Source organism: Comamonas sp. A23 (assembly GCF_004522605.1).
Taxonomy (GTDB): domain Bacteria; phylum Pseudomonadota; class Gammaproteobacteria; order Burkholderiales; family Burkholderiaceae_C; genus Comamonas; species Comamonas thiooxydans.
Window position 1 is genome coordinate 613,975 of record NZ_RSDT01000002.1, and the last position, 22,216, is coordinate 636,190.

Genomic DNA, 22,216 nt, shown 5'->3' on the forward strand with positions numbered 1-22,216 from the left:
TTGACAAACTGCCATGTCCATTGAGCTCTATCGCGACAAAAACCACGTCTGTCTGATGTTCACCGACCTCATCGAAGAGGACGGTCAGGCCATTCAGGCCAACCAGTTTCTGATCGTGGACAACGGCACGGGCGCCATCATTGATCCCGGCGGTAACCTGGCTTTCAACGAGCTGTTCATGGGCATGTCGCGGCATTTCCCGCCGCAAAAGCTCGCCTATCTGATTGCCTCGCATGCCGACCCGGACATCATCGCCTCGCTGGATCGCTGGATGAGCAGCACGCGCGCACAACTGGTCATCTCGCGCATCTGGGAGCGCTTTGCACCGCACTTTACCAAGGTGGGCAAGACGGAAAACCGCGTCATCGGCGTACCTGACTCGGGCGGACGCCTGCCTCTGGGCCATAGCGAGCTGGTGCTGCTGCCCGCGCATTTTCTCCATGCAGAGGGGAACTTTCACTTCTACGACCCCATCAGCAAGATTCTGTTCACGGGCGACCTCGGCGTTTCTCTGACCACCGGCGCAGAAGCGCAGAAGCCCGTCACCGACCTCGCTCCCCATATCTCGCGCATGGAAGGCTTTCACCGCCGCTACATGGTCTCCAACAAGATTCTGAGGCTATGGGTGCAGATGGCACGGCAGTTGCCCATAGACATGATCGTGCCCCAGCATGGCGCGCCCATCATGGGCAAACAGGCGATTGGCGACCTGTTCAACTGGCTCGAAGGCCTGCAATGCGGAATCGACCTGTTCGACCAGCGCGCTTACCAGCTGCCTTCAGCCGAGATCGACCCGATCTCGCGTCAGGTACGTCCGCCGCTGCGCGCCGTGGCCGGTTGATTGCTTCTGAGTGCACGCAGCACTCGCCAGCCAAGCAAGCTACCGAGAATGGCTGCATAGACGGCCACCTCGCCAAAATTGTTCTTTCCGGCGCGCATCCAGAAAAAATGCAGCAAGGCCAGAGGCACCGCCACATAGACGGCACGGTGCAGCCATTGCCAGCGCTTGCCGCCCAGAGCCCTGAGCATGAACTTTGGCGAGGTGACGGCCAGCACCAGCAGCAGCAGCCAGGTGCTGAAACCTACCAAGATGAACGGGCGCTTGGGAATATCGGCCACGATATCGCCCCAGTCCAGCCCCATGTCGAACCAGGCATAGCAAAGCAGGTGCAGACAGGCGTAGAAGAACACGTACAGGCCCAGCATGCGCCGGTAACGCACCAGCAGATTCCAGCCGCTGATCTGGCGCAGCGGCGTCACTGCCAGCACGATGCAGAGAAAACGCAGAGTCCAGTCGCCCGTGCTGCGCAGCAGGGCTTCGGCCGGATTGGCCCCCAGCCCGTCGGTGAACGCCGCATAGAACAGCCATGCGCAAGGCAGCAGGCATAGCGTGAAGACCAGTGGCTTGGCCCAGGGCCTGAGCAACCAGGCCTGCATCAGTAGAACTTCTTCAGGTCCATGCCCGCATACAGCGACGCCACCTGATCGCCATAGCCATTGAACAGCAAGGTCTTGCGGCGCTTGGCGAACAGCCCGCCCTCGCCGATGCGCCGCTCGGTGGCCTGGCTCCAGCGCGGATGATCGACCTCGGGATTCACATTCGAATAAAAGCCGTACTCGTTGCGTGCCGCCTTGTTCCAGGCGGTGCCTGGCTCCTTGTCGGTCAGACGGATCGCCACCAGCGACTTGGCGCTCTTGAAACCATATTTCCAGGGCACGACCAGACGCAGCGGCGCACCATTCTGGTTGGGCAGTACCTCGCCATACATGCCGAAGGCCAGCAGCGTCAGCGGGTGCATGGCCTCATCCAGCCGCAAGCCTTCGGTATAGGGCCAGTCCAGCACGCCGCTTCTGAGCCCTGGCATCTGGGCCTTGTCGGCCAGGGTGACGAACTCCACATACCTGGCGCCGGAGAGCGGCTGCACTTTCTTCAGCAACTCGGACAGCGAGTAGCCGACCCAGGGGATGACCATGGACCAGCCCTCCACGCAGCGCAGGCGGTAGATGCGCTCTTCCATGGACGCGAGCTTGAGCAGGCTTTCGATATCCAGGGTCTGCGGCTTGTGCACCAGACCTTCTATGCGCACCGTCCAGGGCCGGGTCTTGAGCGTGTGCGCATTGCGTGCTGGCTCGTCCTTGTCGAGCCCGAACTCGTAGTAGTTGTTGTAGCTGGTCACGTCCTGATAGCTGGTGGCCGCCTCCACGGTCATGGCGCCGGCCACCTTGCTGGCCACGCCCTTCAGGGCGGGCAGATGCACGCGGTCGGCCGCAGCCAGCGCATCACGGCCGGCCCAGCCCGCCAGGCTCGCTCCCGCCGCCCCCATGGCCAGGGTCTGCAGAAAGTCCCGGCGCTGCATGTATTGGGTCTGAGGCGTGATCTCGCTGCCCAGCGGATGCTCGAAGCCTTGGTTGCTGTGACGAATCAGCATAGGAATGCTCCCAAACGACAATCAAGAGTAGTGCGATTTGGAAGTCCTCTGCGTCAGCAAAGTTCCCCCGAAGTGCTTAATAAAAAAGGAGCTGCTTGCGCTTGACGATCAATGGTTTCAGATTGTTTTCAACCTGAAATCCTTATTCAATCAGCGCAAGCAGCTCCTGTTTTTTGGAGTGCTTGTTACGCGGCCTACAGTTCGCCGTAGCTGTGCAGGCCCGACAGGAACATGTTCACGCCCAGGAAGGCAAAGGTGGTGACGGCCAGACCCGCCAGCGCCCACCAGGCGGACACCGTGCCGCGCAGGCCCTTCATCAGGCGCATGTGCAGCCAGGCTGCATAGTTGAGCCAGACGATCAGCGCCCAGGTTTCCTTGGGGTCCCAGCTCCAGTAGCCGCCCCAGGCCTCGGCCGCCCACAGAGCGCCGAGCACGGTGGCGATGGTGAAAAAGGCAAAGCCCACGGCGATGGCCTTGTACATCACGTCGTCCAGAATCTCGAACGAAGGCAGGCGGGCCGCAATGCGCTTGCGCGAGAGCAGGATGCCGGCCACGATCAGGGCCGAGATGCCGAAGTACACCATCCAGTAGCTGCCGCCGTTCTCGGTCGCACCCTTGCGAAAGACGATGGGCTCGAAGCACAGCACCACGCCCAGCAGCCACAGCGGCGCAAGCTTGTACCACTTGGTCTCGGTGGCCTGCTGCTTGATCAGATAGGCAAACGCCACCATGGCCGACAGCGCGAACGTGCCGTAGCCTATGAAGTTGGCGGGCACATGCAGCTTCATCCACCAGCTCTTGAGAGCCGGCACCAGGGGCTGAATCTCATGGGCCTGGCGCACCAGCGTGTACCAGAGCAGAAAGCCCACGGCCGCGCTGACCACCAGCATCACAAAGCCGCCCAGGGCACGCGTGTCGTAATGCTGCTCGTAGTACAGATAGAAAATGGCCGTCATCCAGCAGAACATGACGAACACTTCGTAGAGATTGCTGACGGGGATATGGCCGATGTCCGGACCCAGCAGATAGCTCTCGTACCAGCGCACCATGGTGCCAATCAGCGCCATGGCCACGGCCAGCCACGCCAGGCGAGAGCCCAGCAGCGACATCACCGAGCGCTCGCCCTTGGCAAACACGCCTATCCAGTAGAAGGCCGTGCTGATGAAGAACACCATGCTCATCCACAGGATGGCGGACTGGCTGGAGAGGAAGTACTTCAGGCCGAAGACGGTCTCCGACCGTGCCAGTTCGCCGCCATCTCCTCCCTGGTACAGACCGATGGCCATCAGCGAGAAGCCGGCCACGGTCAGCATCAGCACCGCCAGCGGGCGCCAGAACCAGCCCATCCAGATCATGGCCGGGATGGTCGCCAGCAAAATGCCCTTCTCATACACATCCATATAGGCGGCGTAGCGCTGCAGCGCATAGCCCAGGCCCACGGCCACCACGACCGCGAACAACCAGTCAAACCAGTTGCGGCGGGCGAAATAGCCTTCATTCAGAGTCAATGTCGTGGTTGCGGTGTTCATACAGAACCTCCGGGAGTCTTCTTTTGTAAGGGCTTGGCCCCGATCAGCTTGTCAGCCAGCATGACGAATTCGCGGTCGCCATCCATGGTCTTGCGGTTGGTGGACAAGGCCATGTTCGCATGGCTGCCACCATTCGCAGGGGTCAGCCAGATCCAGATGCGGCGGTCACGCACGTACAGCATGGCAAAAACGCCGAGGATCAGGAAGAGGCAACCCAGGTAAACAATGTTTTTACCGGGAGCTCGCGCCACCTGGAACACGCTGGCCTGAACCTGCTTGAAGTCCTGCAGCATGAAGACCACGGGCGCTGGGTAGAACTGCGCGTCGCTGAGCGAGAACACCGATTGCGTCATGAAGGCCTGGGTCTTCTCGTCGTTCTCGAAAGGCTTGAGCCCCGCCTGCTGGCGCACCTGCTGGGCCAGCTCGAACAGCACGCCGTTGAGAATCCGCACCAGCACCTCGCCGGCGCGCTCGCGCTCGGCCTCGGGCACATTGCTGTCCATGAAGTCCGATATCGCCTGCAAACCACCCAGCTGGCGGCCGTCAGGACCCTTGAGCTTGGCGTCCTGGCCGGCAAACAGCTCCAGCGCCTTGAGCGCGGACTGCGTCAGCGGCTCGGCCAGCTCGGGCTTGGAGACATCGACCGCACGCTGCACATAGGCGCGCGCCGCCTTCTCGGCCTGGGCCTTGTTCTGCATGGCCTGGCGCAGCTGCATGAAGGTGTTCATCGTGCCTTCAGGATCGGCAGGCACGCGCAGATAGCGCATCTGGTCGGCCTGATTCTCACGCACGCCTAGCAGGAAGACGGGCTGGCCCTCGCCCGTGTCCACGGGCAGCATATAGTTCTGGAACTCGCGCGCCTGACCCGAGGCATCGCGCAGCTTGTAGCCCACGCTGGGGCCGATATTGCGCAAATCCTTTTTGTCCGTGGTCTTGTGGGCAGCGCCCAGACGCTCGTCGATGGCCTGCTTCAGGTCGACCTTGCGCACATCGGTGCCGCCCTTGTCCTGGCCGCCGAAGTTCTCCACATTGATGGTGCGCAGCGCCGTGTACTCCAGAGTCACCTTGTCCTGCTGGCCATCGGCCAGCTTGCGCACGAACTCGGTGGAGTTGCCGATCACGCCCTCCACGTCGAAGGGCTGGGAGACGCCGTCCATGGGCACGGCATGCAGCTTGACGCTGGAGCCGCCGTCATCGAAGCTGCTCTGGTAGATCTCTATGCCCTTGTAGCTGGCCGGATGGTTCACTTCCACGCGCTTTTCCAGCTTCTCGCCGGTGGCGCGGTCATGAATCACTATATCGCTGGCAAACAGCTTGGGCATGCCGGTGGAGTAGTACTCCACGATGAATTTCTTGAGTTCCACCGAAAATGGCAGATCTTGCAGCAAGATGCCATCCGATTGATTCAGGATCGCAGTACCGGACTGCGTGCCTTCGGACACCATGAGGTTACCGCGAAAGGTCGGATTCTTGATCGACAGACGATGCTCGGGCGCCACGTCCGAGATCATGCCGCCGCCGGTATAAGGCGTTTTGCCGCCCAGCAGCATCTGGGCCCGCACGATGAGATCGCCGTCAAACAGCCCGCCAATGCAGATCAGCACGATCGCGCAATGCGCGGCGATATAGCCCAGCTTGTTGGCCGCACCGGCCTTGGCTGCCAGCATCCAGCCGGTACCGGGCCCGGCCGCCGTGTCGCGCTGCTGCATCTTGACCTTCCAGCCGCCAGACACCAGTTGCTGGCCGATGCGCTTGGCCGCCTCTTCGGTGCTGCCAGCCACATCCGCCTCGGCGCGATGATGGAAAGCCTTGAGGCTTTGCTCGCGGAGATTCTCCTTGTAGTTGCGGATGTCGGCCAGATATTTGGGAGCATGGCGGCTCACGCACAGCGAGGTGCTGATGACCAGGAAGGCCAGAATCAGCAGAAACCACCAGGCGCTGTAGACCGCATTGAGCTTCAGCGCCAGAAACAGCTGCGCCCAGAAGGGACCGAACTGGTTGACATAGTTGACCAGCGGTTCATGTTGCTTGAGCACCGTGCCGATGACCGATGCGATGCAGATCACCGTGAGCAGTGAAATCGCAAAGCGCATGGAGGCCAGCAACTCCAGAGTCGCGCGCACTGCCTGTGAGCGAGAGGAGTCACGATCGCGAAGTGGAAGGTCTGACATGAGGATGAGATAGAGCCGAACGCAAAAAGGCGGGCCATCTGCTGAACTAGCCGATGGGCCCGCCTGACTTGGGGGGTGCCAGATGCCTGAAAGTTCCCGGAGTCACCCGCGCATCTGGTGAAAAGGATTTTTAACGCAAGCCAGCTATATAGTCTGCCACGGCCTTGATTTCGCGATCATTAAGCTTGGCAGCAACCTGGGCCATGGGAATGCTATTGCTGCGCTTGCCGTCGCGGAAGTCCGTCAACGACTTCACGGTGTATTCCGCATGCTGACCCGACAGACGCGGGTACTGGGCCGGAATGCCGGAGCCGTTGGGGCTGTGGCAGCTCGCGCAGGCGGCAATCTGGCGATCCTGAATGCCGCCGCGATAAATGCGTTCACCCAGGGCGATGGAGTCCTTGTCCTTGGAGAAGCCGTTCTTGGGTGCCTGGGTATGCAGCCAGGCCGCAATGTTCTGCATGTCGCCATCGCTGAGCGTGGCGGCGAAGCCCTTCATCACCGGGTCGTTGCGCTTGCCATCCTTGAACTCGCGCAGCTGCTTGACCAGATACTCGGGGTGCTGGCCTGCCAGCTTGGGCTGCAGGGGAATGGTGGAATTGCCGTCTGCGGCGTGACAGGCGGCGCAAACCGCCCCATAACTGGCTTGCCCTTTGGCAGCATCCGCCTTCACAGGTGTTTCTCCCGCCGAAAATGCGGGGAAGGCAGGTGCTGCGAAAATGGCAGCAGTCAGCAAAGAGGCAAGCAACTTCATATCAAGGGGCTGGGTCTATTGTTGAGAGCGCGAATCCGTCAAATTCTACAATGGGCCTCCCTGAAATAGTTACCGTCATGACCCATGCTTCCCCGGATACCACTGCCGGAAAAACACTTTCTTTGATCGACAGCAAGCTTGCGATGGGCTGGATGCACACCGCGCGCTTTTTCACGACTGCGGCCCAGCTCAACCAACTGCCCAAGGTCGACGTTCCCGAGATTGCCTTCGTCGGCCGCTCCAACGCCGGCAAGTCCACCGCCATTAATACGCTGACCCAGCAAAAGCAGCTGGCTTTCGCTTCCAAGAAGCCTGGCCGCACCCAGCACATCAACCTGTTTGCGCTGGGCAAGCAGGGCGTGACCGATGCCGTGCTGGCCGACCTGCCCGGCTACGGCTACGCTGCCGTCTCGCGCACCGACAAGGAGCGCTGGCAGCGCGTCATGCTCAACTATCTGATGAGCCGAGAAAGCCTCTCCGCCGTGGTGCTGCTGTGCGATCCGCGCCTGGGCCTGACCGAACTCGACGAAGCCCTGCTGGATGCCATCCGTCCGCGCGTGGAGCAAGGTCTGAAGTTCCTCATCGTGCTGACCAAGGCCGACAAGCTGACCCGCGCCGAGCAGGCCAAGATCCTGTCCATCACCAAGCTCAATGCGGGCGGTGGCGAGGTGCGCCTGTTCTCCGCCCTCAAAAAGCAGGGCGTGGATGACGTAGCCCAGCTGCTGTGGCACTGGTGCCACCCCGAGGGGTTGCCCCAGGCGGGGACGCCCCAGGCGGGAATGCCCCAGGCGGCTCCCGTCACCCAAGCGACGCCCGCAGACGAGACACCTGCGCAAAATCAGCCATAGGCGCTTATCTTGCAAGCGCCAGAAGCTACAAAAAGGAGAGCTTCATGGTCATGACTTGCACGCATACCCTGTCCACAGGGGTTGAACTGGAATGCCGCACCAGCGGCGAGCCGGGTCAGCCCCTGTTGCTGTTTCTGCACGGTTTCCCCGAAGGCGCTTTCATCTGGGATGGGCTGCTTGAGCAATTCGGCAGCCGCTACCGCTGCGTGGCGCCCAATCTGCGCGGCTATGGCCGCTCCAGCCAGCCCACGTCCATCAGCGACTACCGTGCCAAATACCTGGTGGAGGATCTTGCCGCCTTGGTTGCGCTGGAAAGCCCTGCCAAGCGCGCTGCCTGCGTGATTGCCCATGATTGGGGCGGTGCCGTGGCCTGGGGCCTGGCCAACCGCTATCCCCAGCAGCTTGAGCGGCTGCTCATACTCAACTCCCCGCATCCCGGCAGCTTCTTGCGGGAGCTGCAGTCCAATCCCGTGCAGCAGTCCGCCAGCCAGTACATGCATTTTCTGCGCCGGCCTGATGCCCCCGAGCTGCTGGCCGAAAACGGCTGGCAGCGCATGCTCGGATTCTTTCAGAACCCCGACGGCAGCATGCCCGCATGGCTGACGCCCGAGCGTCAGCAGCAATACCGCGAGCATTGGGATCTGGGCGTGCACGGCGCCTGCATGTTCTACGCGGCCAGCCCGCTGGTGCCGCCCCGACCCGGCGGCAGCGCCGATGAGCTGCAGGACATTCGCGAGCTCAGCCTGCCCGATGAAATGCTGCACATCCCTGTGCCGGTGCGCATTCTCTGGGGCGATAGCGACCTGGCACTGCAGCCCGCCTTGTTGCATGGGCTGGAGCAATGGGTGCCGCAGCTTGCGATAGAGCATCTGCAAGGCTGCAGTCACTGGGTGGTCCACGAGAGGCCGGAGGCCGTGCAGCGCGCTCTGGCGGAGTTTCTTTCAGCGCCAGCTCGCTCCTGAAAAGGAAGCCTCTGGCACCCATGCCATCAGGCATGGAAACGATTTGGCGCCTATTTCCCGGAGTACAGCGATGGCTCGCCATCGGGGCGCGTCTTGAAGCGCTTGTGCACCCAGTAATACTGCGGAACCATGGTCATGATGGCGGCCTGCAGCTCGCGGTTCATGCGGGCGGTGTCGGCCACATGGTCGTCGGTCGGGAAGTTCTCCCAGGCCGGCGTCAGCTCGGCCACATAGCCTTCAGGCGTCATGCGGTTGTAGAGCGCCACCACCTTGGCCTTGCCCAGACGCGCAAAGCGCGAAAGCGAGGGAATCGTGGCCGTGTTTTCCACCGCAAAAAAGGGCACGAACACCGAATCGTTCTTGCCATAGTCCATATCGGGCAGCAGATACAGCAGCCCGCCCTTGCGCAGGCACTGGATGATGGGCTTGACGCCATCGGCACGATTGAGCATCTTCACATTGCCGAAGCGCTGACGGCCATTCATGAACCAGGCATCCAGGTCCGGGTCGGGATTGGTGGCAAAGATGGAGGTGAACTCGCGCTCGGTATTGAGCGGCAGGGCCAGGCCACCGGCATCCATGCTGTAGAAATGCGGCGCGAAGACGATGGTGGGTGTATCACCTTCCAGCTCATGCGTGGCTCCGTCCAGCTTGACACGGCTGCGCACCAGCTCCTCGGAGCCGAACCACAGCCAGCTTCTATCGAGAAAAGTCTGGCAAAAGACCTCAAAAGACTCTTTCGCCCAGGCTTTGCGCTGCGCCTCAGGCACATCGGGAAAGCACAGCTCGAAATTGCGCAGCGCGATGCATCGGCGCTGGCCCGCCACTACAAACAGCACACGCCCCACACACTTGCCCAGGCCACGCAGCACGGGCAGCGGCAGCTTGGCCAGCACATGCATGCAGCCGATAGCGATCTTGCTGGCGCTCATGCCTTCTCCCCCGAGAGTTGCTTGTCTTCACGCGGCTGCTTGTAGCGGCCATAGCCCCACAGGTATTGCTGCGGAGACTGGCGGATGGTGGTTTCCATGGCGTGATTGATCAGCGCCACGGTGGCTTCCAGCGATTGAGATTCGGGCACAGGCAATTCCTCTAGATACAGCGTGTAGCCCCGCCCCCAGGACTTGCGCTCGCACCGCGCCACGATGACCGTGGCCCCGGTTTGCAGCACCAGGCGTGCCGCCAATGTCATCGTATACGCATCACGGCCGAAAAAAGGCGACCAGATGCCCAGACCGTTGGGCGGCACCTGATCGGGCAGCAGCCCCACGGCCGCACCCTGGCGCAGCGCCTTGATCATCTGACGCACACCCGCGAGAGTGGTGGGAACGGCCTGAACGCCAGGACGATTGCGCGCGGTTTCCAGAATTTCGGCCAGCCAGCCCTGACGTGCGGGGCGGTAGAGCACGGTGATTGCGCCATGCCGGTCCGACCAGCGCCGCGCCGCGGCCTGCACGGACATCTCGAAGCAACCCAGATGCGGCGTGAGAAACACAATGCCCTTGCCACGCGCATAGGCCTGCTCGGCCACGGCTCCATTGACGATATCGCAATCCGGCAACTGGCCCAGCCAGATGCGCGGCATCTCGAACACCATGCGACCCGCATGTCCCACCGCAGCCCTGACCTGCGCAAATGCATAGCCAGCCTGCGCCGCATTGGCTGCAAATCGGCGCCGATAGGTGGGAGATAGCACCCAGGTCACCCACCCCATGGCAGCACCAAGGCCATGCAATAGCCATAAAGGCAGTGCAGCAAACAGTCGAAACAGGGAAGGCATTAGAATAGCGGGGTCGCTGAGTTAAAGAGCAACTTGCAGGGCGACGTAAAAACAAAACTGCTAAAGCGTTCGCCAGACTTCGAAGCTCGGGCAACGCAATTGCCCAAGCTACAAGGAGTTATATCAATGGCGAACAGCGATTTTCTGTTTACCTCGGAATCGGTTTCTGAAGGCCACCCCGACAAGGTCGCCGACCAGATCTCTGACGCGATTCTGGACGCTATTTTCACCCAAGACCCGCACAGCCGCGTGGCTGCCGAGACACTGACCAACACCGGTCTGGTGGTATTGGCCGGTGAAATCACCACCGGTGCTAATGTGGACTACATCCAGGTCGCACGCGACACCATCAAGCGCATCGGCTACGACAACACCGAATACGGCATCGACTACAAGGGTTGCTCGGTACTCGTCGCCTACGACAAGCAAAGCCAGGACATCGCCCAGGGCGTGGACAAGGCCAGCGATGACGAGCTGAACACCGGCGCTGGCGACCAGGGCCTGATGTTCGGCTACGCCTGCGACGAAACGCCCGAGCTGATGCCCGCTCCCATCTATTACGCACACCGTTTGATGGAACGTCAGGCTCAGCTGCGCAAGGATGGACGTCTGCCTTTCCTGCGCCCTGACGCCAAGAGCCAGGTGACCCTGCGCTATGTGGACGGCAAGCCCCACAGCATCGACACCGTGGTGCTGTCCACCCAGCACAGCCCCGATCAGTCGGAAACGGCGACCAAGATGAAGGCTTCGTTCACCGAAGCCATCATCGAAGAGATCATCAAGCCCGTGCTGCCCTCCGAGTGGCTGCTGGACACCAAATACCTGATCAACCCCACCGGCCGCTTCGTCGTGGGCGGCCCTCAGGGTGACTGCGGCCTGACCGGCCGCAAGATCATCGTGGACACCTACGGCGGTGCCTGCCCTCATGGCGGCGGCGCCTTCTCCGGCAAGGATCCAACCAAGGTGGACCGCTCGGCCGCCTACGCCGCCCGCTATGTGGCCAAGAACGTGGTGGCCGCCGGTCTGGCGCGCCAGTGCCAGGTGCAGGTCGCTTACGCCATCGGCGTGGCCCGCCCCATGAACATCACCGTGTACACCGAAGGCACGGGCGTGATTCCCGATGCGGAAATCGCCAAGCTGGTGGCGGCGCATTTCGACCTGCGTCCCAAGGGCATCATCCAGATGCTGGATCTGCTGCGCCCCATCTACAGCAAGACTGCAGCTTACGGTCACTTCGGCCGCGAAGAGCCCGAGTTCACCTGGGAACGCACCGACAAGGCGGCTTTGCTGCGCGCCGCTGCCGGTCTGAAGTGATTCGGACACCCGCAAAAACGGGCCTGAGGATATGAGGGCATGAGCCCTCAAGCCTCGTCAATAAGCCATCGCGAACCATCGCGGTGGCTTTTTTGTTGTCGGATCAAGCCGACAAGGATTTTCCCCAAATGAGCACCATGGGTCCGCGCCTGGCGACTTAGTCTCAAGGCATCGCTTCAGACAAAGGAGTTCCGATGCTCAAGTGGGCCATTATTTTTGCCATCATCTCCCTGGTGGCCGGTGTTTTCGGCTTCACCGGCGTAGCCGCAGGCGCAGCCGGCATAGCCAAGATCCTGTTCTTTATTTTCATTGCCGTTGCCGTGATCTTTGTGGTTCTGGCGCTGCTGGGCATAGGGGCTGTCAGCTAGCAGCCCTCCGCTGCACACGCGCCCAAATGCCTGCCTTGTGCAGGCATTTTTCATGCAGGCTGGCCTCAAAGCCCCCGGGCAGTCAGCGCCAGCGTCTGGCTGAAGCCGGGCTTGGCGCGGTAAAGCTGGGCGGGCCGGTGCGCCCCGCCACCTTGCATAGCCCCAGGCACTGCCTCCAGCCAGTCCATCTCATCCATCTTGCGCCTGAAGCTGACCTTGTTCAGCGGCTCACCCAGAATGTTTTCATAGACCTGCTGCAGCTGTGGCAGCGTGAAGGTTTCGCCGCACAGGTGAACGGGCAAGGAGGAATACAGGCTTTTGCTGCGAACGCGCTCCAAGGCAGCGTCCAGGATGGCACGGTGATCGAACGGCAGCTGCGGCAGAGCCGAGAGCGGCACCACGCTGAGGTCGGCGCGATCGGGCGGCAGGTTCTGCACAGGCAGCAGCGCGCAATAGGCGATTGCCACCGACCAGCCGCGCGGATCGCGCGCCGGGCCACTGAAAGTAGCCAGCTGCTCAAGATAAGCACCCTCTATGCCCACCTTGGTTCTGAGTACGCGCGCCGCACTGGCTTTGGCATCCGCATCCTCATCGGTATGAATAAAGCCGCCGGGCAAGGCCCACACCCCGGCAAAAGGCGCAGCCTGACGACGCAGCAGCACGGCATGCAGCTGCTGCTCCACCAGGGTCAGCAGCACCACATCCACACTGACCTGCACCGCTTCCCTGCGCTCATTGCTTTGATTCATTTTTTTACCAACTTAGTTTTTCTTGCCTGATTATTTCACAGCAATCTAAAAATACTTAGTTGCAAAAATATTTTAAGTGTTTTAAACTGCAGACATTGCATCTCGCATGAAAGCTGAACACCATGAGTCATCCACAAGCCCAGCTGCTCATCATTGACCCGCAAAACGACTTCTGCGACCTGCCTGCCGACTGGTGCCCCCACTCACCAGACACTCATCAGCTGATAGCACCCAGCCTTGCGGTGGCGGGCGCTCATGCCGATATGCAGCGCCTGAGCAGCTGGATGGCAGCCCAGGCAGACAAGCTGGGCCAGATCACCATCACTCTGGACTCGCACCAGGCTTATGACATTGCCCATCCCGCCTTCTGGCAGCAGCGCGATGGCCGTGCCGCCCTGCCATTCACCCCGATCACGGCAGCGCAGGTCCGTGCCGGCGACTATGCACCGCGCAACGCTGCCGAGCGCGAACGCACGCTGCAATACCTGGATCAGCTGGAGGCCCAAGGCAGCTACACCCTGATGGTCTGGCCGCTGCACTGCGAGATCGGCAGCTGGGGCCATGGCGTGCATCCCAGCGTGCTCGCGGCCTGCCGCCAGTGGCAGGAGCTGCAGCACCGTGCCACCCGCAATGTCTTCAAGGGCATGAACCCCTGGACCGAGCACTACAGCGCCATTCGTGCCGAGGTTCCCGACCCGCAGGATGATGAGACCGGCTTGAACACCGCCTTGCTGACCCAGTTGCGCCAGAGCAGCACCCTGGTGATCGCTGGCGAGGCCAGCAGCCACTGCGTGCGCGCCACCACCGAGCACATCGTGGAGCACTGGGGCAGCAACGACTACTCGCGCATCGTGCTGCTGACGGACTGCATGAGCCCGGTCGCCGGATTCGAGGCCGCGCACCAGGACTTCCTGCAGCGCATGCGCGCAACCGGTGTACGCTGCGAAACCAGTGCCAGCTTTGGCTTATGAGACAAATCGGCCTCTAGCTCCCATGGATAAAGCGCTAGCAGCTCATATTTTTGAAAAGAAGAACGGCATGAAGCCCATCATCACCAGCCTGCTGGACACCGACCTCTACAAATTCACGATGTGGCAGGCCATGCTGCACCGCCACCCCCAGACCGAGGCCGAGTACGAATTTGTCTGCCGCACGCCCACGGCCTTCCCGCTGGCCGAGCTGCTGCCCGAGGTGGAACGCGAGCTGGACGCCCTGTGCAGCCTGCGCTTTGACCAGGGCGAGCTGGACTACCTGGCCGGCCTGCGTTTCATGAAGAGCGACTTCATCGACTTTCTGCGCATCTTCCAGTTCCAGCGCGCCTTCATCCGCGCCTGGGCCGAAGGCGACCGGCTCCATATCGTGGCCAAGGGCCCGCAAGTCCATGTGATGGGCTTCGAGATCTATGTGCTGGCCATCGTCAACGAGCTGTACTTCCGCCGCTTCGATGCCGGGGCTGCCCTGGTCGAAGGCCGCAAGCGCCTGCAGGTCAAGCTGGCCCAGCTCAAGCATCTGGCTGTCGAGGCCAGGCTGCACAACCCCTTCGAGCTGTTTGACTTCGGCGTGCGCCGCCGCTTCTCGGGAGCCTGGCAACGCGAGGTGGTGCAGGCTTTTGCCCAGGAGACCGCGCAGTGGTTCAAGGGCACGTCCAACGTGCTGCTGGCTCGTGATCTGAACCTGGTGCCCATTGGCACCATGGCCCATGAGTATCTGCAGACCTATCAGGCCCTGGGCGTGCGTCTGCGCGACTTCCAGGTCGCCGCCCTTGAGGACTGGGTGCAGGAATACCGCGGCGACCTCGGTATCGCCCTGACCGATACCGTGGGCATGGACGCCTTTCTGGCCGACTTCGACATGTACTTTGCCAAGCTCTTCGACGGCCTGCGCCATGACTCCGGCGATCCCTTCGAGTGGGGCGAGAAGGCCATTGCCCACTATGAAAAGCTGCGCATTGCGCCGCAGAGCAAGCGCCTGGTGTTCTCGGACGGACTCGATCTGGACACGGCACTGGCGCTCTACCACCGCTTTGCCGATCGCATCCAGTGCGGCTTCGGCATAGGCACGCGATTGACCAACGACATGGGACTGACCACGATCAATATCGTGATGAAGCTGACCCATGCCAACGGCCAGCCCGTGGCCAAGATTTCGGACTCGCCCGGCAAGACGCTGTGCAACGACGAGACCTATCTGGCCTACCTGCGCCAGGTCTTCAACATCCCTGAGCCTGCCAAGGCAGCCTGAATCTTCGGAGGCAACCATGCTGAAAGTCACCATCGCCCAGCTCAACTACATGGTGGGCGACATCAGCGGCAACATCCGCCGCATGAGAGAAGCCGCGACCAGGGCGGCGGCCGAACAGGCCGATCTGGTGGTGTTTTCCGAGCTGTCGCTGTGCGGCTACTACCCCGGCGACCTGCTGGACGAGCCCAGCTTTCTGCAAAGACTCGATGCAGGTCTGCAGGAGCTGCTGCAGGCCACACGCCAGTTTCCCGATCTGCACTGGGTCGTGGGCGCACCCACACGCCACAATGGCCCCGGCAAACCGCTGCACAACAGCCTGCTGGTGCTCAAGAACGGACAGATCCGCCTGCAGTACGACAAGCAACTGCTGCCCACCTACAACATCTTTGACGAGCGCCGCCACTTCGAGCCCGGGGCCGACACGGCCAAGGTGCTGCGCGTGGGCAACTGCCAGGTGGGCTTTCTGGTCTGCGAGGACGGCTGGAACGACCAGGGCGCCGACTACGCCACCAACCCCTTTGTACGCATGGGCGATGCGGCCCCCGATCTGGTCATCAGCATCAACGCCAGCCCCAGCCACCTAGGCAAGCGCGAGCAGCGCCACGAGGTCTTCACCCAGGCCGCGGCACGCCACAAGCTGGCCATCCTCTATATCAACCAGATCGGCGGCCAGGATCAGATCGTGTTCGACGGCGCCTCGTTTGCCGTGGAGCCCGAGGCGGGCCTGGTGTTTGAAGCCAGACGCTTCGAAGAAGATGTCTGCACACTGGAGCTGAATGCGCAGGGCCGGTTTCAGGCCTGCGACGGTACGGCCTTGCCTACCGTGCCGGCGCAAGGCCTGGCCACCATGGAGTTCTACCGCCAGCAGATCGTGCTGGGCCTGCGCGACTATGCGCGCCGCTGCGGTTTCCAGCAGGTGGTGGTCGGCAGCTCGGGCGGCATCGATTCGGCATTGACGCTGGCCCTGGCCGTCGATGCCCTGGGAGCAGACAACGTGGTCGGCATCACCATGCCGTCCAGCTATTCCTCGGCCGGCTCGGTCGACGACTCCGTGCTGCTGTGCCGCAATCTGGGCATCAGACTCTACGAGCATCCGATCAAGGAGCTGGTCACCACCTATGCACGCCAGTTCGAGGCCAGCTTTGGCGAACCGCTCAAGGGTCTGGCGCTGGAGAATCTGCAGGCCCGCGCACGTGGCACCACGCTGATGGAGTTCTCCAATGCCTTTGGCCATCTGCTGCTGACCACAGGCAACAAATCCGAAGTCTCGGTGGGCTACTGCACCCTGTATGGCGACACCAACGGCGGCCTGGGCCTGCTCGGCGATCTGTACAAGACCGAGGTCTTCGAGCTGTCACGCCATATCAACCGCCATGCGGGCCGCGAGCTGATCCCGCAGGCCATCATCGACAAGCCGCCTTCGGCCGAACTGGCTCCCGGCCAGAAGGACGAGGACAGCCTGCCGCCCTATGCCGTGCTCGACGAGATTCTCAAATGGCATATCGAGGGCCAGCATCTGTCGAACAAGGAATATGCGCATGCCGCAACCTTTGTGGCCAAGCTGCGCACCCAGGCCGGCGGGCCCGAGACCATTGCCCGCGTGCAGAAGCTGGTGTTCCGCAGCGAATACAAGCGCCGCCAGGCTCCGCCCATGCTCAGAGTACGCCCACGGGCCTTTGGCACGGGCCGGCAGATGCCGATTGCGGCACACTACGAATAGCAATGCCCGGCATCTGCTTGAGACAAGCTGGCAAAGCCTTGCAGCACCTTGGGTGTCGCCGAGCGACTGGCAGCCTGTCTCGAATGCCGACTTTGGCCGTGCCGGGCCTGGTTAAACGTTTAAAAATGTGAGCTACTCTCGCTTACCCAGTAAGCGTTTAGCGCGTTTTCACCAATATTTGCCCTTGCGGGCGCCGATTTCTGTACGGGTTTCGCTCTCATGCCTCAAGCCAGTCCCAACACCTCCAGCAAGCGTGTCATCGCCGCAGCACCCGAGATCCTGCCCACCTCCGTGCCTCTGCATACCGCCGTGCTGATCGGCCGCTTTCAGCCACTGCACAACGGCCATATGGCCTTGCTGCATGCCGCACTGGAGCGGGCTCGCCAGGTCGTGGTGGTACTGGGCAGCGCCTGGCAGGCACCCAATCCCAAAAACCCGTTCAGCTGGCAGGAGCGCGCGCAGATGTTGCGCAATGCGCTATCGAAAGAGGATGCCGAGCGCGTGCGCTGCGTTCCCGTGCGCGACTACTACAACGAGCCGCTGTGGGTGCATGCCGTGCGCGAAGCCGTGCAGGCCCATGTACCCGAGGGCGCGAGCGTGGCCCTGGTCGGGCATTTCAAGGACTCCAGCAGCAGCTATCTGGCCCGCTTTCCGGGCTGGGAGCTGATCAGCCTGCCGCGCCTGGGCCAGTTCGACGCCACGCCGCTGCGCGAAATCCTCTTTGGCGAAGGCGGCGCCTCGCCCGAGACCATGGATGCTGCTCTGGCCAGGCTTTCCTCCCAGATGCCCGAGAGCACGCTGGACTTTCTGCGCCGCTGGGCCCAGACACCGCTGTATCTGCGCCTGCAAAAAGAATGGCATATGCTGCAGGACTACAAGCGGGCCTGGGCCAAGGCGCCTTATGCACCGGTGTTCGTCACCGTGGATGCGCTGCTGCGCTGCCGTGCCAAGGGCCAGGACCAGGTGCTGCTGATCCAGCGCGGCCATGCGCCGGGCCAGGGCCTTTGGGCGCTGCCCGGTGGGTTTCTCGAGCAGCGTGACAGCCTCTGGCAATCCTGCATGCGCGAGCTGCGTGAAGAGACTTGCTCCTCCATCAGCGAGGCCGATCTGCTGGCGGCCCTGCAGGCCGTGCAGGTCTTCGATCACCCGGACCGCAGCCTGCGCGGGCGTACCATCACCCATGTGCACTATCTGGACCTGGGCGTGCAGCCCAGCCTGCCTCCGGTACAGGGCGCGGACGACGCCGCCCTGGCCCGCTGGGTGCCGATTGCCGATCTGCCCCGCATGGAAGCCGAGTTCTTCGAGGACCATTTCCAGATCCTGTGCCAGTTCTTGCCCGTGACTCTGGCTCAGAGCGAGCCCGAGCTCCAGGTCGCCTGATAGAACAAAACCATAGCTGAGAGCGATTGACCATCAAGCGCTTGAGCTACTTTTCCCCGTTATTCCATGAGCCAGCTCCATATCCGCCCCGCCACCGAGCAAGACATCGACCTAATCCTGCACTTCGTACGTGAACTCGCCATCTATGAAAAGGCCGAGCATGAGGTCAAGGCCACGCCCGACCATGTGCGTCGCACGCTGTTCTGCGCCAACCCTTCTGTCTTTGGACTGATCTGCGAGATCGAGGGCAAGGCCGTGGGCTTTGCCGTGTATTTCTTCAACTATTCCACCTGGCAGGGCCAGCATGGCCTGTATCTGGAAGATCTGTACATCACTCCCGACGCCCGCGGCCACGGCGCCGGCAAGGCCCTGCTCCAGCATCTGGCCCAGATCGCCATGGAGAAGGACTGCGGCCGCTTTGAATGGAGTTGCCTGGACTGGAACACGCCCTCCATCAAGTTCTATGACAGCCTGGGCGCTCTGCCACAGACCGAGTGGATCCGCTATCGCATGACGGGCTCGGCCCTGCAGGCCATGGCCACGGGTGACAAACAGGCTTGAGCCCCAGACCGGATCATCCAGAGTGATGTGTGCAGCCCTTCGAAGTGATGTGCGCCCCTTTGCAGATTGAGTGTACGCAACATCAACAATGCGGCGCGTTCGCGCTTGCGCCAAAATGAATGGTTTTGCAAAACAATAACAAAGGCGGCAATCAGTGCTGACCTTTCACACTATCTCTGGAATCCAGAATGCCAAGCTATCAAGAACTCATCGCTCAGAAAAATGTGCTGGACAAGCGCATCGAAGAAGCGCGCAGCACCGAAGCCAAGGAAGCCCTGGCCACCGTCAAGCAACTGATCGCCACCTTCGGCTTTACCTCTCAGCAGGTTTTCCCCTGGAAGCCTGAAGAAAAGAAAAAGGTCGAAGCCAGGTACTACGACCCCGAAAGTGGTGCGACCTGGACCGGCCGCGGCAAGCCCCCGAAGTGGATCGAAGGCAAGGATCGCGGCCAGTACGAGATCAAGACCACGCCTACCGTGGACTTCAGCGCCCCTCGCGACGAAAAAAACCCGTTCCCGGTTCAGTAAGCGCCCCTGCCCGTTCAGCCCCCAGCAGCCTGCTCCGCCGGCAGCGGTGCCTTGAGCATGCGCACCAGGGCCGTCACGTTCAGGCATTGGATGAGCAGATCTCCGTCATTGGCACGGATCAAGCGGTCCACAAGCTGATCTGCCGCACCCGCCATTGCAGGAGCCAGTCGCAACTGCCCGCTCTCGAAGCGCACCACGCCTTCGAGATCACTGACCAGCACGCCCAGCTTGAGCCCCTGGAGCTCCAGCACGATCACCTGGCTTTGCGCCGTCCTGATGACAGGTTTGCCAAAGAGCAGGGCTCCCAGATCGAAGACCCATACATAGCCGGCCACGACTCCCTGGCTGCGCTGCGCCAGCGTGCCTACGCAATGCGGCAAGCGACCGGCAGAAACAGGAGCGATGGCCGAGGCACTCTGGGCCTCGAGCACGCAGGCAGCATCCACGGCGAGCACGCTGCGCCCCACAAAAAAGGTCGCCATCTCCATGCCGGCTGCACTGCCCTGGCTGGCCGCCGCCAGGCTTTGCACCCTGGTGTTGCGGCGAGAGACGGCCGCCAGCGCATCGTCCTGCACGGCACCAAACGCCTGCACGGACAAGGCCAGTACCTCTTCGCGATAGCCATCGCTGCGCTTGAACTCCCGGTAACCGCTGCCCGCCGTGATCGCCACCACACAATACCGGCCCTGATACACCATGGCACGGGCCATGCTCTGTCCAGGTGCCAGGGCCAGCATCTGTGGCGGCAGATCCAGCTGCATTCCCGGCTGCAGCTGCACATCCGAGGAGGACATGACCAGGCCCGAGCGGTTCAGGTAAGCCACCTGTCTGCTGGTTGCGCCTCCTGCCTGCACGCCGGTCACGCCTTCCAGCATGGCCTTGAATTCACGCTGTGCATGGAACACCAGGCCAATCCCGCCCAGCACCACGCCATCGGCATTGCGTATGGCCGCGTAATAGACATAGGTCGGGCCGTCCTCCTCGTGCTGAACACAAGGGCGCCATGGCGAGACGTGATAGGCCTGGGTCCCGCCCAGCGCCAGAACCTGGTGCAGGCTGTCCGTCTCTATATAGGTGCCCAGCAGCCCACGGACCTCGGCATCGGGGCGGCCTCGCTGACTGACGGCCACGACCCTGCCGCAAACGTCATAGACCATGATTTGCTGGTAGACCGTATACAGGTCGTGAATGGCGGTGAGCAGCGCACAGGCCTCGCTCACCTGATCTGGAGCCGTCTCGCCCAGGGCCTGGTCCTCGAGCAATTCGGACAGCTGCGGCGTCAAGGCCCACCAGCGGCAGTCGTTGGCACGCTCATAGAGATTGCGATCGAGCAGATCCACCAGCAGACTGGTCAACAGGCTGTTGTCTCTCAGTGCGGTGTTGAGCACCGTGCCGTAGAGCGCATCGATGGACTGTGAGAAGACCTCGTTGGTCCGCGCCCCCGTCTCGCCAATCTGCTCCAGCACGGCCTGCAGTCGCGTGTTGTCCATCTGCTTGCCTGCCGTCATGACGCGGCCGTTCCAGACCACACGACGTATGGTGTCCGCTGCGCTGCGTATGGCGTGCAGGGGTGGGCAGAAGCGATGTGCATGTGCCAGCAGGCCCTGGGCCACCGCGGCATCCAGCCCATCCAGACCCGCTTGCGATTGAAGACCGAAGGCCAGCTCCAGCGGCGTCATGATCTGCGCCCGCCAGCCCTGGGGGCCCATATAGCCTTGATAGCCTGCCGAGGCCGCCGATTGCACCAGATAGGTGCGTCCGCCATGTACATACAGCGGATCCGCACCATCACGGTGAGCCTGCAGCTTCGCCCCCACACCAATCCAGTGCGGATCGCTGCTGGTCAGCACCAGTCCCTGATCATCGAGCAACAGGGCGATGCTGGTCTGAGCTTCGGGCGCACCGCTACTGTCTGTCCGGTCTCGGCCGCTCCAGATGCCTTGCATCTCGCCATCAAAGTCAAAACACAGGCACAGCACGCCAATAGGCTGGCGGTTGTCGGCGTGCAGCATGCGATGCGCATAGATCAGCGCGCTGCCGTGCCCCGGCAGCAGGTCGGTGGCGCCGAAACTCTGCACAAAGCCCTGGCTTTGCAGAGCGCGGGCAATCAATGCATCCCGACATGGCTGATCTGTGGCCTGACTCCTCTCGCGCGCACTCGCTCGCACCTGGCCTTCGGCATCCAGCAGCAGAATGTCCGCGTAGACCGTGTACTTACTGCGGTAGGCACGCAGACGCTGGGTGATGGCCGCCTCATCGCCATCCGCTGCGGCCATGAACTGGCACAGCATGGCGTCGGTCGCCAGAAATCCCACGTCGGCCGTGCGCTCGTAGAGATTACGCACCAGGGTATCGATCAGATGCTGTGCCTGACTGGCCAGCCCCGCCGTCACCCCCGTCACAGCCTGCATCACCATGGACTGCACCAGGTCCTGCTCCAGCCGCTCGAAGCCGCCGCGCGTGGCGGCCATCATGGGCAGCAAGGCCTGCGCTTCCTGTGGGCAATTCATCTTGGCGGAGGACTCTATGAGCCGCCACATCAGATTCAGCTCCCTGAGCGAACTCTCGCAGCGCCCGACCTGGCACATATGGGGAATGAAGACATCTGTCTGCAACAGGTCTTGGGCGCGCTGCGCCGGGGCAGTCATGGTTTCTAGAGGCATGTTCTGCCAGAGCAAAAGCCAGGCCTATTTGTAAAAACACGTTACACATGACTAAGAATAAACCCTGTTTCCTCGCAGATTTGTCCTGCGACCGACGGGGGAGAGGTCTTGAAAGCGCGAGAAATTGCCTTATTATTAGCACTCAATGGGGTTGAGTGCTAACAGCTTGACCCTAGATATTCCGAATGTCGGCCAGGATGGCTGGCAAGTCTTGTTTCAA

20 protein-coding genes are annotated in these 22,216 nt (G+C 61.9%); 11 read left to right on the top strand and 9 right to left on the bottom strand.

Going from position 1 to position 22,216, the window contains the following annotated elements; genetic code table 11:
• Window positions 1-13: 13 nt before the first annotated feature.
• Window positions 14-841: an MBL fold metallo-hydrolase gene (locus EIC84_RS07280; RefSeq protein WP_003061985.1), complete on the top strand. Its 828-nt coding sequence runs from the start codon at window positions 14-16 to the stop codon at window positions 839-841.
• Here the strand turns inward: EIC84_RS07280 and EIC84_RS07285 are convergent.
• The 5 genes from EIC84_RS07285 to EIC84_RS07305 form a co-directional block, all read right to left on the bottom strand.
• Complete coding sequence (locus tag EIC84_RS07285; protein WP_003061983.1) at window positions 805-1,437, bottom strand: sulfite oxidase heme-binding subunit YedZ; 633 nt, start codon at window positions 1,435-1,437, stop codon at window positions 805-807. The genes EIC84_RS07280 and EIC84_RS07285 overlap by 37 nt on opposite strands.
• Window positions 1,437-2,429 carry a protein-methionine-sulfoxide reductase catalytic subunit MsrP gene (gene msrP, locus EIC84_RS07290; protein WP_134737304.1) on the bottom strand — a complete coding sequence of 331 codons (993 nt, stop codon included), beginning with the start codon at window positions 2,427-2,429 and terminating at the stop codon, window positions 1,437-1,439. The genes EIC84_RS07285 and msrP overlap by 1 nt, the downstream gene beginning before the upstream one ends.
• A gap of 194 nt (window positions 2,430-2,623) precedes the next feature.
• Window positions 2,624-3,958: a c-type cytochrome biogenesis protein CcsB gene (ccsB, locus tag EIC84_RS07295; RefSeq protein ID WP_003058739.1), complete on the bottom strand. Its 1,335-nt coding sequence runs from the start codon at window positions 3,956-3,958 to the stop codon at window positions 2,624-2,626.
• Window positions 3,955-6,129 (bottom strand): cytochrome c biogenesis protein ResB, encoded by a 2,175-nt coding sequence (locus EIC84_RS07300; RefSeq protein WP_034361325.1) that lies wholly within the window; start codon window positions 6,127-6,129, stop codon window positions 3,955-3,957. Before EIC84_RS07300 ends, ccsB begins: the two co-directional genes overlap by 4 nt.
• A 130-nt stretch (window positions 6,130-6,259) precedes the next feature.
• Window positions 6,260-6,883, bottom strand: a complete 624-nt coding sequence (locus tag EIC84_RS07305) for a c-type cytochrome (protein ID WP_003061979.1) — start codon at window positions 6,881-6,883, stop codon at window positions 6,260-6,262.
• A gap of 77 nt (window positions 6,884-6,960) precedes the next feature.
• Here EIC84_RS07305 and yihA point away from each other — a divergent pair, with 77 nt between their 5' ends.
• Together yihA and EIC84_RS07315 are read left to right on the top strand one after the other, a co-directional pair.
• Window positions 6,961-7,731 (top strand): ribosome biogenesis GTP-binding protein YihA/YsxC, encoded by a 771-nt coding sequence (gene yihA / locus EIC84_RS07310; RefSeq protein ID WP_034361323.1) that lies wholly within the window; start codon window positions 6,961-6,963, stop codon window positions 7,729-7,731.
• A 44-nt stretch (window positions 7,732-7,775) separates the two neighbouring features.
• A complete protein-coding gene (locus tag EIC84_RS07315; RefSeq protein WP_003061976.1) occupies window positions 7,776-8,693 on the top strand; it encodes an alpha/beta fold hydrolase in 918 nt (305 codons plus the stop codon).
• Between the two features lie 50 nt (window positions 8,694-8,743).
• On the opposite strand, the gene EIC84_RS07320 is transcribed toward EIC84_RS07315, so the two are convergent.
• Together EIC84_RS07320 and EIC84_RS07325 are read right to left on the bottom strand one after the other, a co-directional pair.
• Window positions 8,744-9,625, bottom strand: a complete 882-nt coding sequence (locus tag EIC84_RS07320) for a lysophospholipid acyltransferase family protein (RefSeq protein WP_003061974.1) — start codon at window positions 9,623-9,625, stop codon at window positions 8,744-8,746.
• Window positions 9,622-10,473, bottom strand: coding sequence for a lysophospholipid acyltransferase family protein (locus tag EIC84_RS07325; protein WP_034361321.1), 852 nt, complete (start codon window positions 10,471-10,473; stop codon window positions 9,622-9,624). Before EIC84_RS07325 ends, EIC84_RS07320 begins: the two co-directional genes overlap by 4 nt.
• 126 nt (window positions 10,474-10,599) lie before the next feature.
• On the opposite strand from EIC84_RS07325, the gene metK reads away from it, so the two are divergent.
• Both metK and EIC84_RS07335 read left to right on the top strand, forming a co-directional pair.
• Window positions 10,600-11,787 carry a methionine adenosyltransferase gene (gene metK / locus EIC84_RS07330; protein WP_003061970.1) on the top strand — a complete coding sequence of 396 codons (1,188 nt, stop codon included), beginning with the start codon at window positions 10,600-10,602 and terminating at the stop codon, window positions 11,785-11,787.
• Between the two features lie 194 nt (window positions 11,788-11,981).
• Window positions 11,982-12,155 carry a DUF1328 domain-containing protein gene (locus EIC84_RS07335; RefSeq protein WP_003058756.1) on the top strand — a complete coding sequence of 58 codons (174 nt, stop codon included), beginning with the start codon at window positions 11,982-11,984 and terminating at the stop codon, window positions 12,153-12,155.
• A 65-nt stretch (window positions 12,156-12,220) separates the two neighbouring features.
• On the opposite strand, the gene EIC84_RS07340 is transcribed toward EIC84_RS07335, so the two are convergent.
• Window positions 12,221-12,904 (bottom strand): NUDIX domain-containing protein, encoded by a 684-nt coding sequence (locus EIC84_RS07340; RefSeq protein ID WP_003061969.1) that lies wholly within the window; start codon window positions 12,902-12,904, stop codon window positions 12,221-12,223.
• 122 nt (window positions 12,905-13,026) lie between these two features.
• Between EIC84_RS07340 and EIC84_RS07345 the strand changes: the two genes are divergently transcribed.
• The 6 genes from EIC84_RS07345 to EIC84_RS07370 all read left to right on the top strand — a co-directional run bounded on the left by EIC84_RS07345 (window position 13,027) and on the right by EIC84_RS07370 (window position 19,333).
• Complete coding sequence (locus tag EIC84_RS07345; protein ID WP_003061966.1) at window positions 13,027-13,875, top strand: hypothetical protein; 849 nt, start codon at window positions 13,027-13,029, stop codon at window positions 13,873-13,875.
• A gap of 67 nt (window positions 13,876-13,942) precedes the next feature.
• A complete protein-coding gene (gene pncB, locus EIC84_RS07350; protein ID WP_003061964.1) occupies window positions 13,943-15,145 on the top strand; it encodes a nicotinate phosphoribosyltransferase in 1,203 nt (400 codons plus the stop codon).
• Between the two features lie 16 nt (window positions 15,146-15,161).
• Window positions 15,162-16,865, top strand: coding sequence for an NAD+ synthase (locus EIC84_RS07355; protein WP_003061963.1), 1,704 nt, complete (start codon window positions 15,162-15,164; stop codon window positions 16,863-16,865).
• A 219-nt stretch (window positions 16,866-17,084) separates the two neighbouring features.
• Window positions 17,085-18,245, top strand: coding sequence for a bifunctional nicotinamide-nucleotide adenylyltransferase/Nudix hydroxylase (locus tag EIC84_RS07360; protein ID WP_003061962.1), 1,161 nt, complete (start codon window positions 17,085-17,087; stop codon window positions 18,243-18,245).
• A gap of 66 nt (window positions 18,246-18,311) precedes the next feature.
• Window positions 18,312-18,806, top strand: a complete 495-nt coding sequence (locus EIC84_RS07365; protein WP_003061961.1) for a GNAT family N-acetyltransferase — start codon at window positions 18,312-18,314, stop codon at window positions 18,804-18,806.
• A gap of 188 nt (window positions 18,807-18,994) precedes the next feature.
• A complete protein-coding gene (locus EIC84_RS07370) occupies window positions 18,995-19,333 on the top strand; it encodes an H-NS family nucleoid-associated regulatory protein (protein WP_003061960.1) in 339 nt (112 codons plus the stop codon).
• A 14-nt stretch (window positions 19,334-19,347) separates the two neighbouring features.
• On the opposite strand, the gene EIC84_RS07375 is transcribed toward EIC84_RS07370, so the two are convergent.
• Complete coding sequence (locus EIC84_RS07375; RefSeq protein WP_100086381.1) at window positions 19,348-21,996, bottom strand: chemotaxis protein CheW; 2,649 nt, start codon at window positions 21,994-21,996, stop codon at window positions 19,348-19,350.
• Between the last annotated feature and the right edge of the window lie 220 nt (window positions 21,997-22,216).

Bases quoted from the DNA above. Each gene is read 5' to 3' on its own strand.
- metK (WP_003061970.1), top strand. From the start codon at position 10,600: ATGGCGAACAGCGATTTTCTGTTTACCTCGGAATCGGTTTCTGAAGGC.
- EIC84_RS07335 (WP_003058756.1), top strand. From the start codon at position 11,982: ATGCTCAAGTGGGCCATTATTTTTGCCATCATCTCCCTGGTGGCCGGT.
- EIC84_RS07375 (WP_100086381.1), bottom strand. From the start codon at position 21,996: ATGCCTCTAGAAACCATGACTGCCCCGGCGCAGCGCGCCCAAGACCTG.
- EIC84_RS07355 (WP_003061963.1), top strand. From the start codon at position 15,162: ATGCTGAAAGTCACCATCGCCCAGCTCAACTACATGGTGGGCGACATC.
- EIC84_RS07280 (WP_003061985.1), top strand. From the start codon at position 14: ATGTCCATTGAGCTCTATCGCGACAAAAACCACGTCTGTCTGATGTTC.
- EIC84_RS07320 (WP_003061974.1), bottom strand. From the start codon at position 9,625: ATGAGCGCCAGCAAGATCGCTATCGGCTGCATGCATGTGCTGGCCAAG.
- yihA (WP_034361323.1), top strand. From the start codon at position 6,961: ATGACCCATGCTTCCCCGGATACCACTGCCGGAAAAACACTTTCTTTG.
- EIC84_RS07285 (WP_003061983.1), bottom strand. From the start codon at position 1,437: ATGCAGGCCTGGTTGCTCAGGCCCTGGGCCAAGCCACTGGTCTTCACG.
- EIC84_RS07315 (WP_003061976.1), top strand. From the start codon at position 7,776: ATGGTCATGACTTGCACGCATACCCTGTCCACAGGGGTTGAACTGGAA.
- EIC84_RS07300 (WP_034361325.1), bottom strand. From the start codon at position 6,129: ATGTCAGACCTTCCACTTCGCGATCGTGACTCCTCTCGCTCACAGGCA.
- EIC84_RS07365 (WP_003061961.1), top strand. From the start codon at position 18,312: ATGAGCCAGCTCCATATCCGCCCCGCCACCGAGCAAGACATCGACCTA.
- EIC84_RS07325 (WP_034361321.1), bottom strand. From the start codon at position 10,473: ATGCCTTCCCTGTTTCGACTGTTTGCTGCACTGCCTTTATGGCTATTG.
- EIC84_RS07360 (WP_003061962.1), top strand. From the start codon at position 17,085: ATGCCTCAAGCCAGTCCCAACACCTCCAGCAAGCGTGTCATCGCCGCA.
- EIC84_RS07370 (WP_003061960.1), top strand. From the start codon at position 18,995: ATGCCAAGCTATCAAGAACTCATCGCTCAGAAAAATGTGCTGGACAAG.
- EIC84_RS07340 (WP_003061969.1), bottom strand. From the start codon at position 12,904: ATGAATCAAAGCAATGAGCGCAGGGAAGCGGTGCAGGTCAGTGTGGAT.
- EIC84_RS07345 (WP_003061966.1), top strand. From the start codon at position 13,027: ATGAGTCATCCACAAGCCCAGCTGCTCATCATTGACCCGCAAAACGAC.
- EIC84_RS07305 (WP_003061979.1), bottom strand. From the start codon at position 6,883: ATGAAGTTGCTTGCCTCTTTGCTGACTGCTGCCATTTTCGCAGCACCT.
- msrP (WP_134737304.1), bottom strand. From the start codon at position 2,429: ATGCTGATTCGTCACAGCAACCAAGGCTTCGAGCATCCGCTGGGCAGC.
- ccsB (WP_003058739.1), bottom strand. From the start codon at position 3,958: ATGAACACCGCAACCACGACATTGACTCTGAATGAAGGCTATTTCGCC.
- pncB (WP_003061964.1), top strand. From the start codon at position 13,943: ATGAAGCCCATCATCACCAGCCTGCTGGACACCGACCTCTACAAATTC.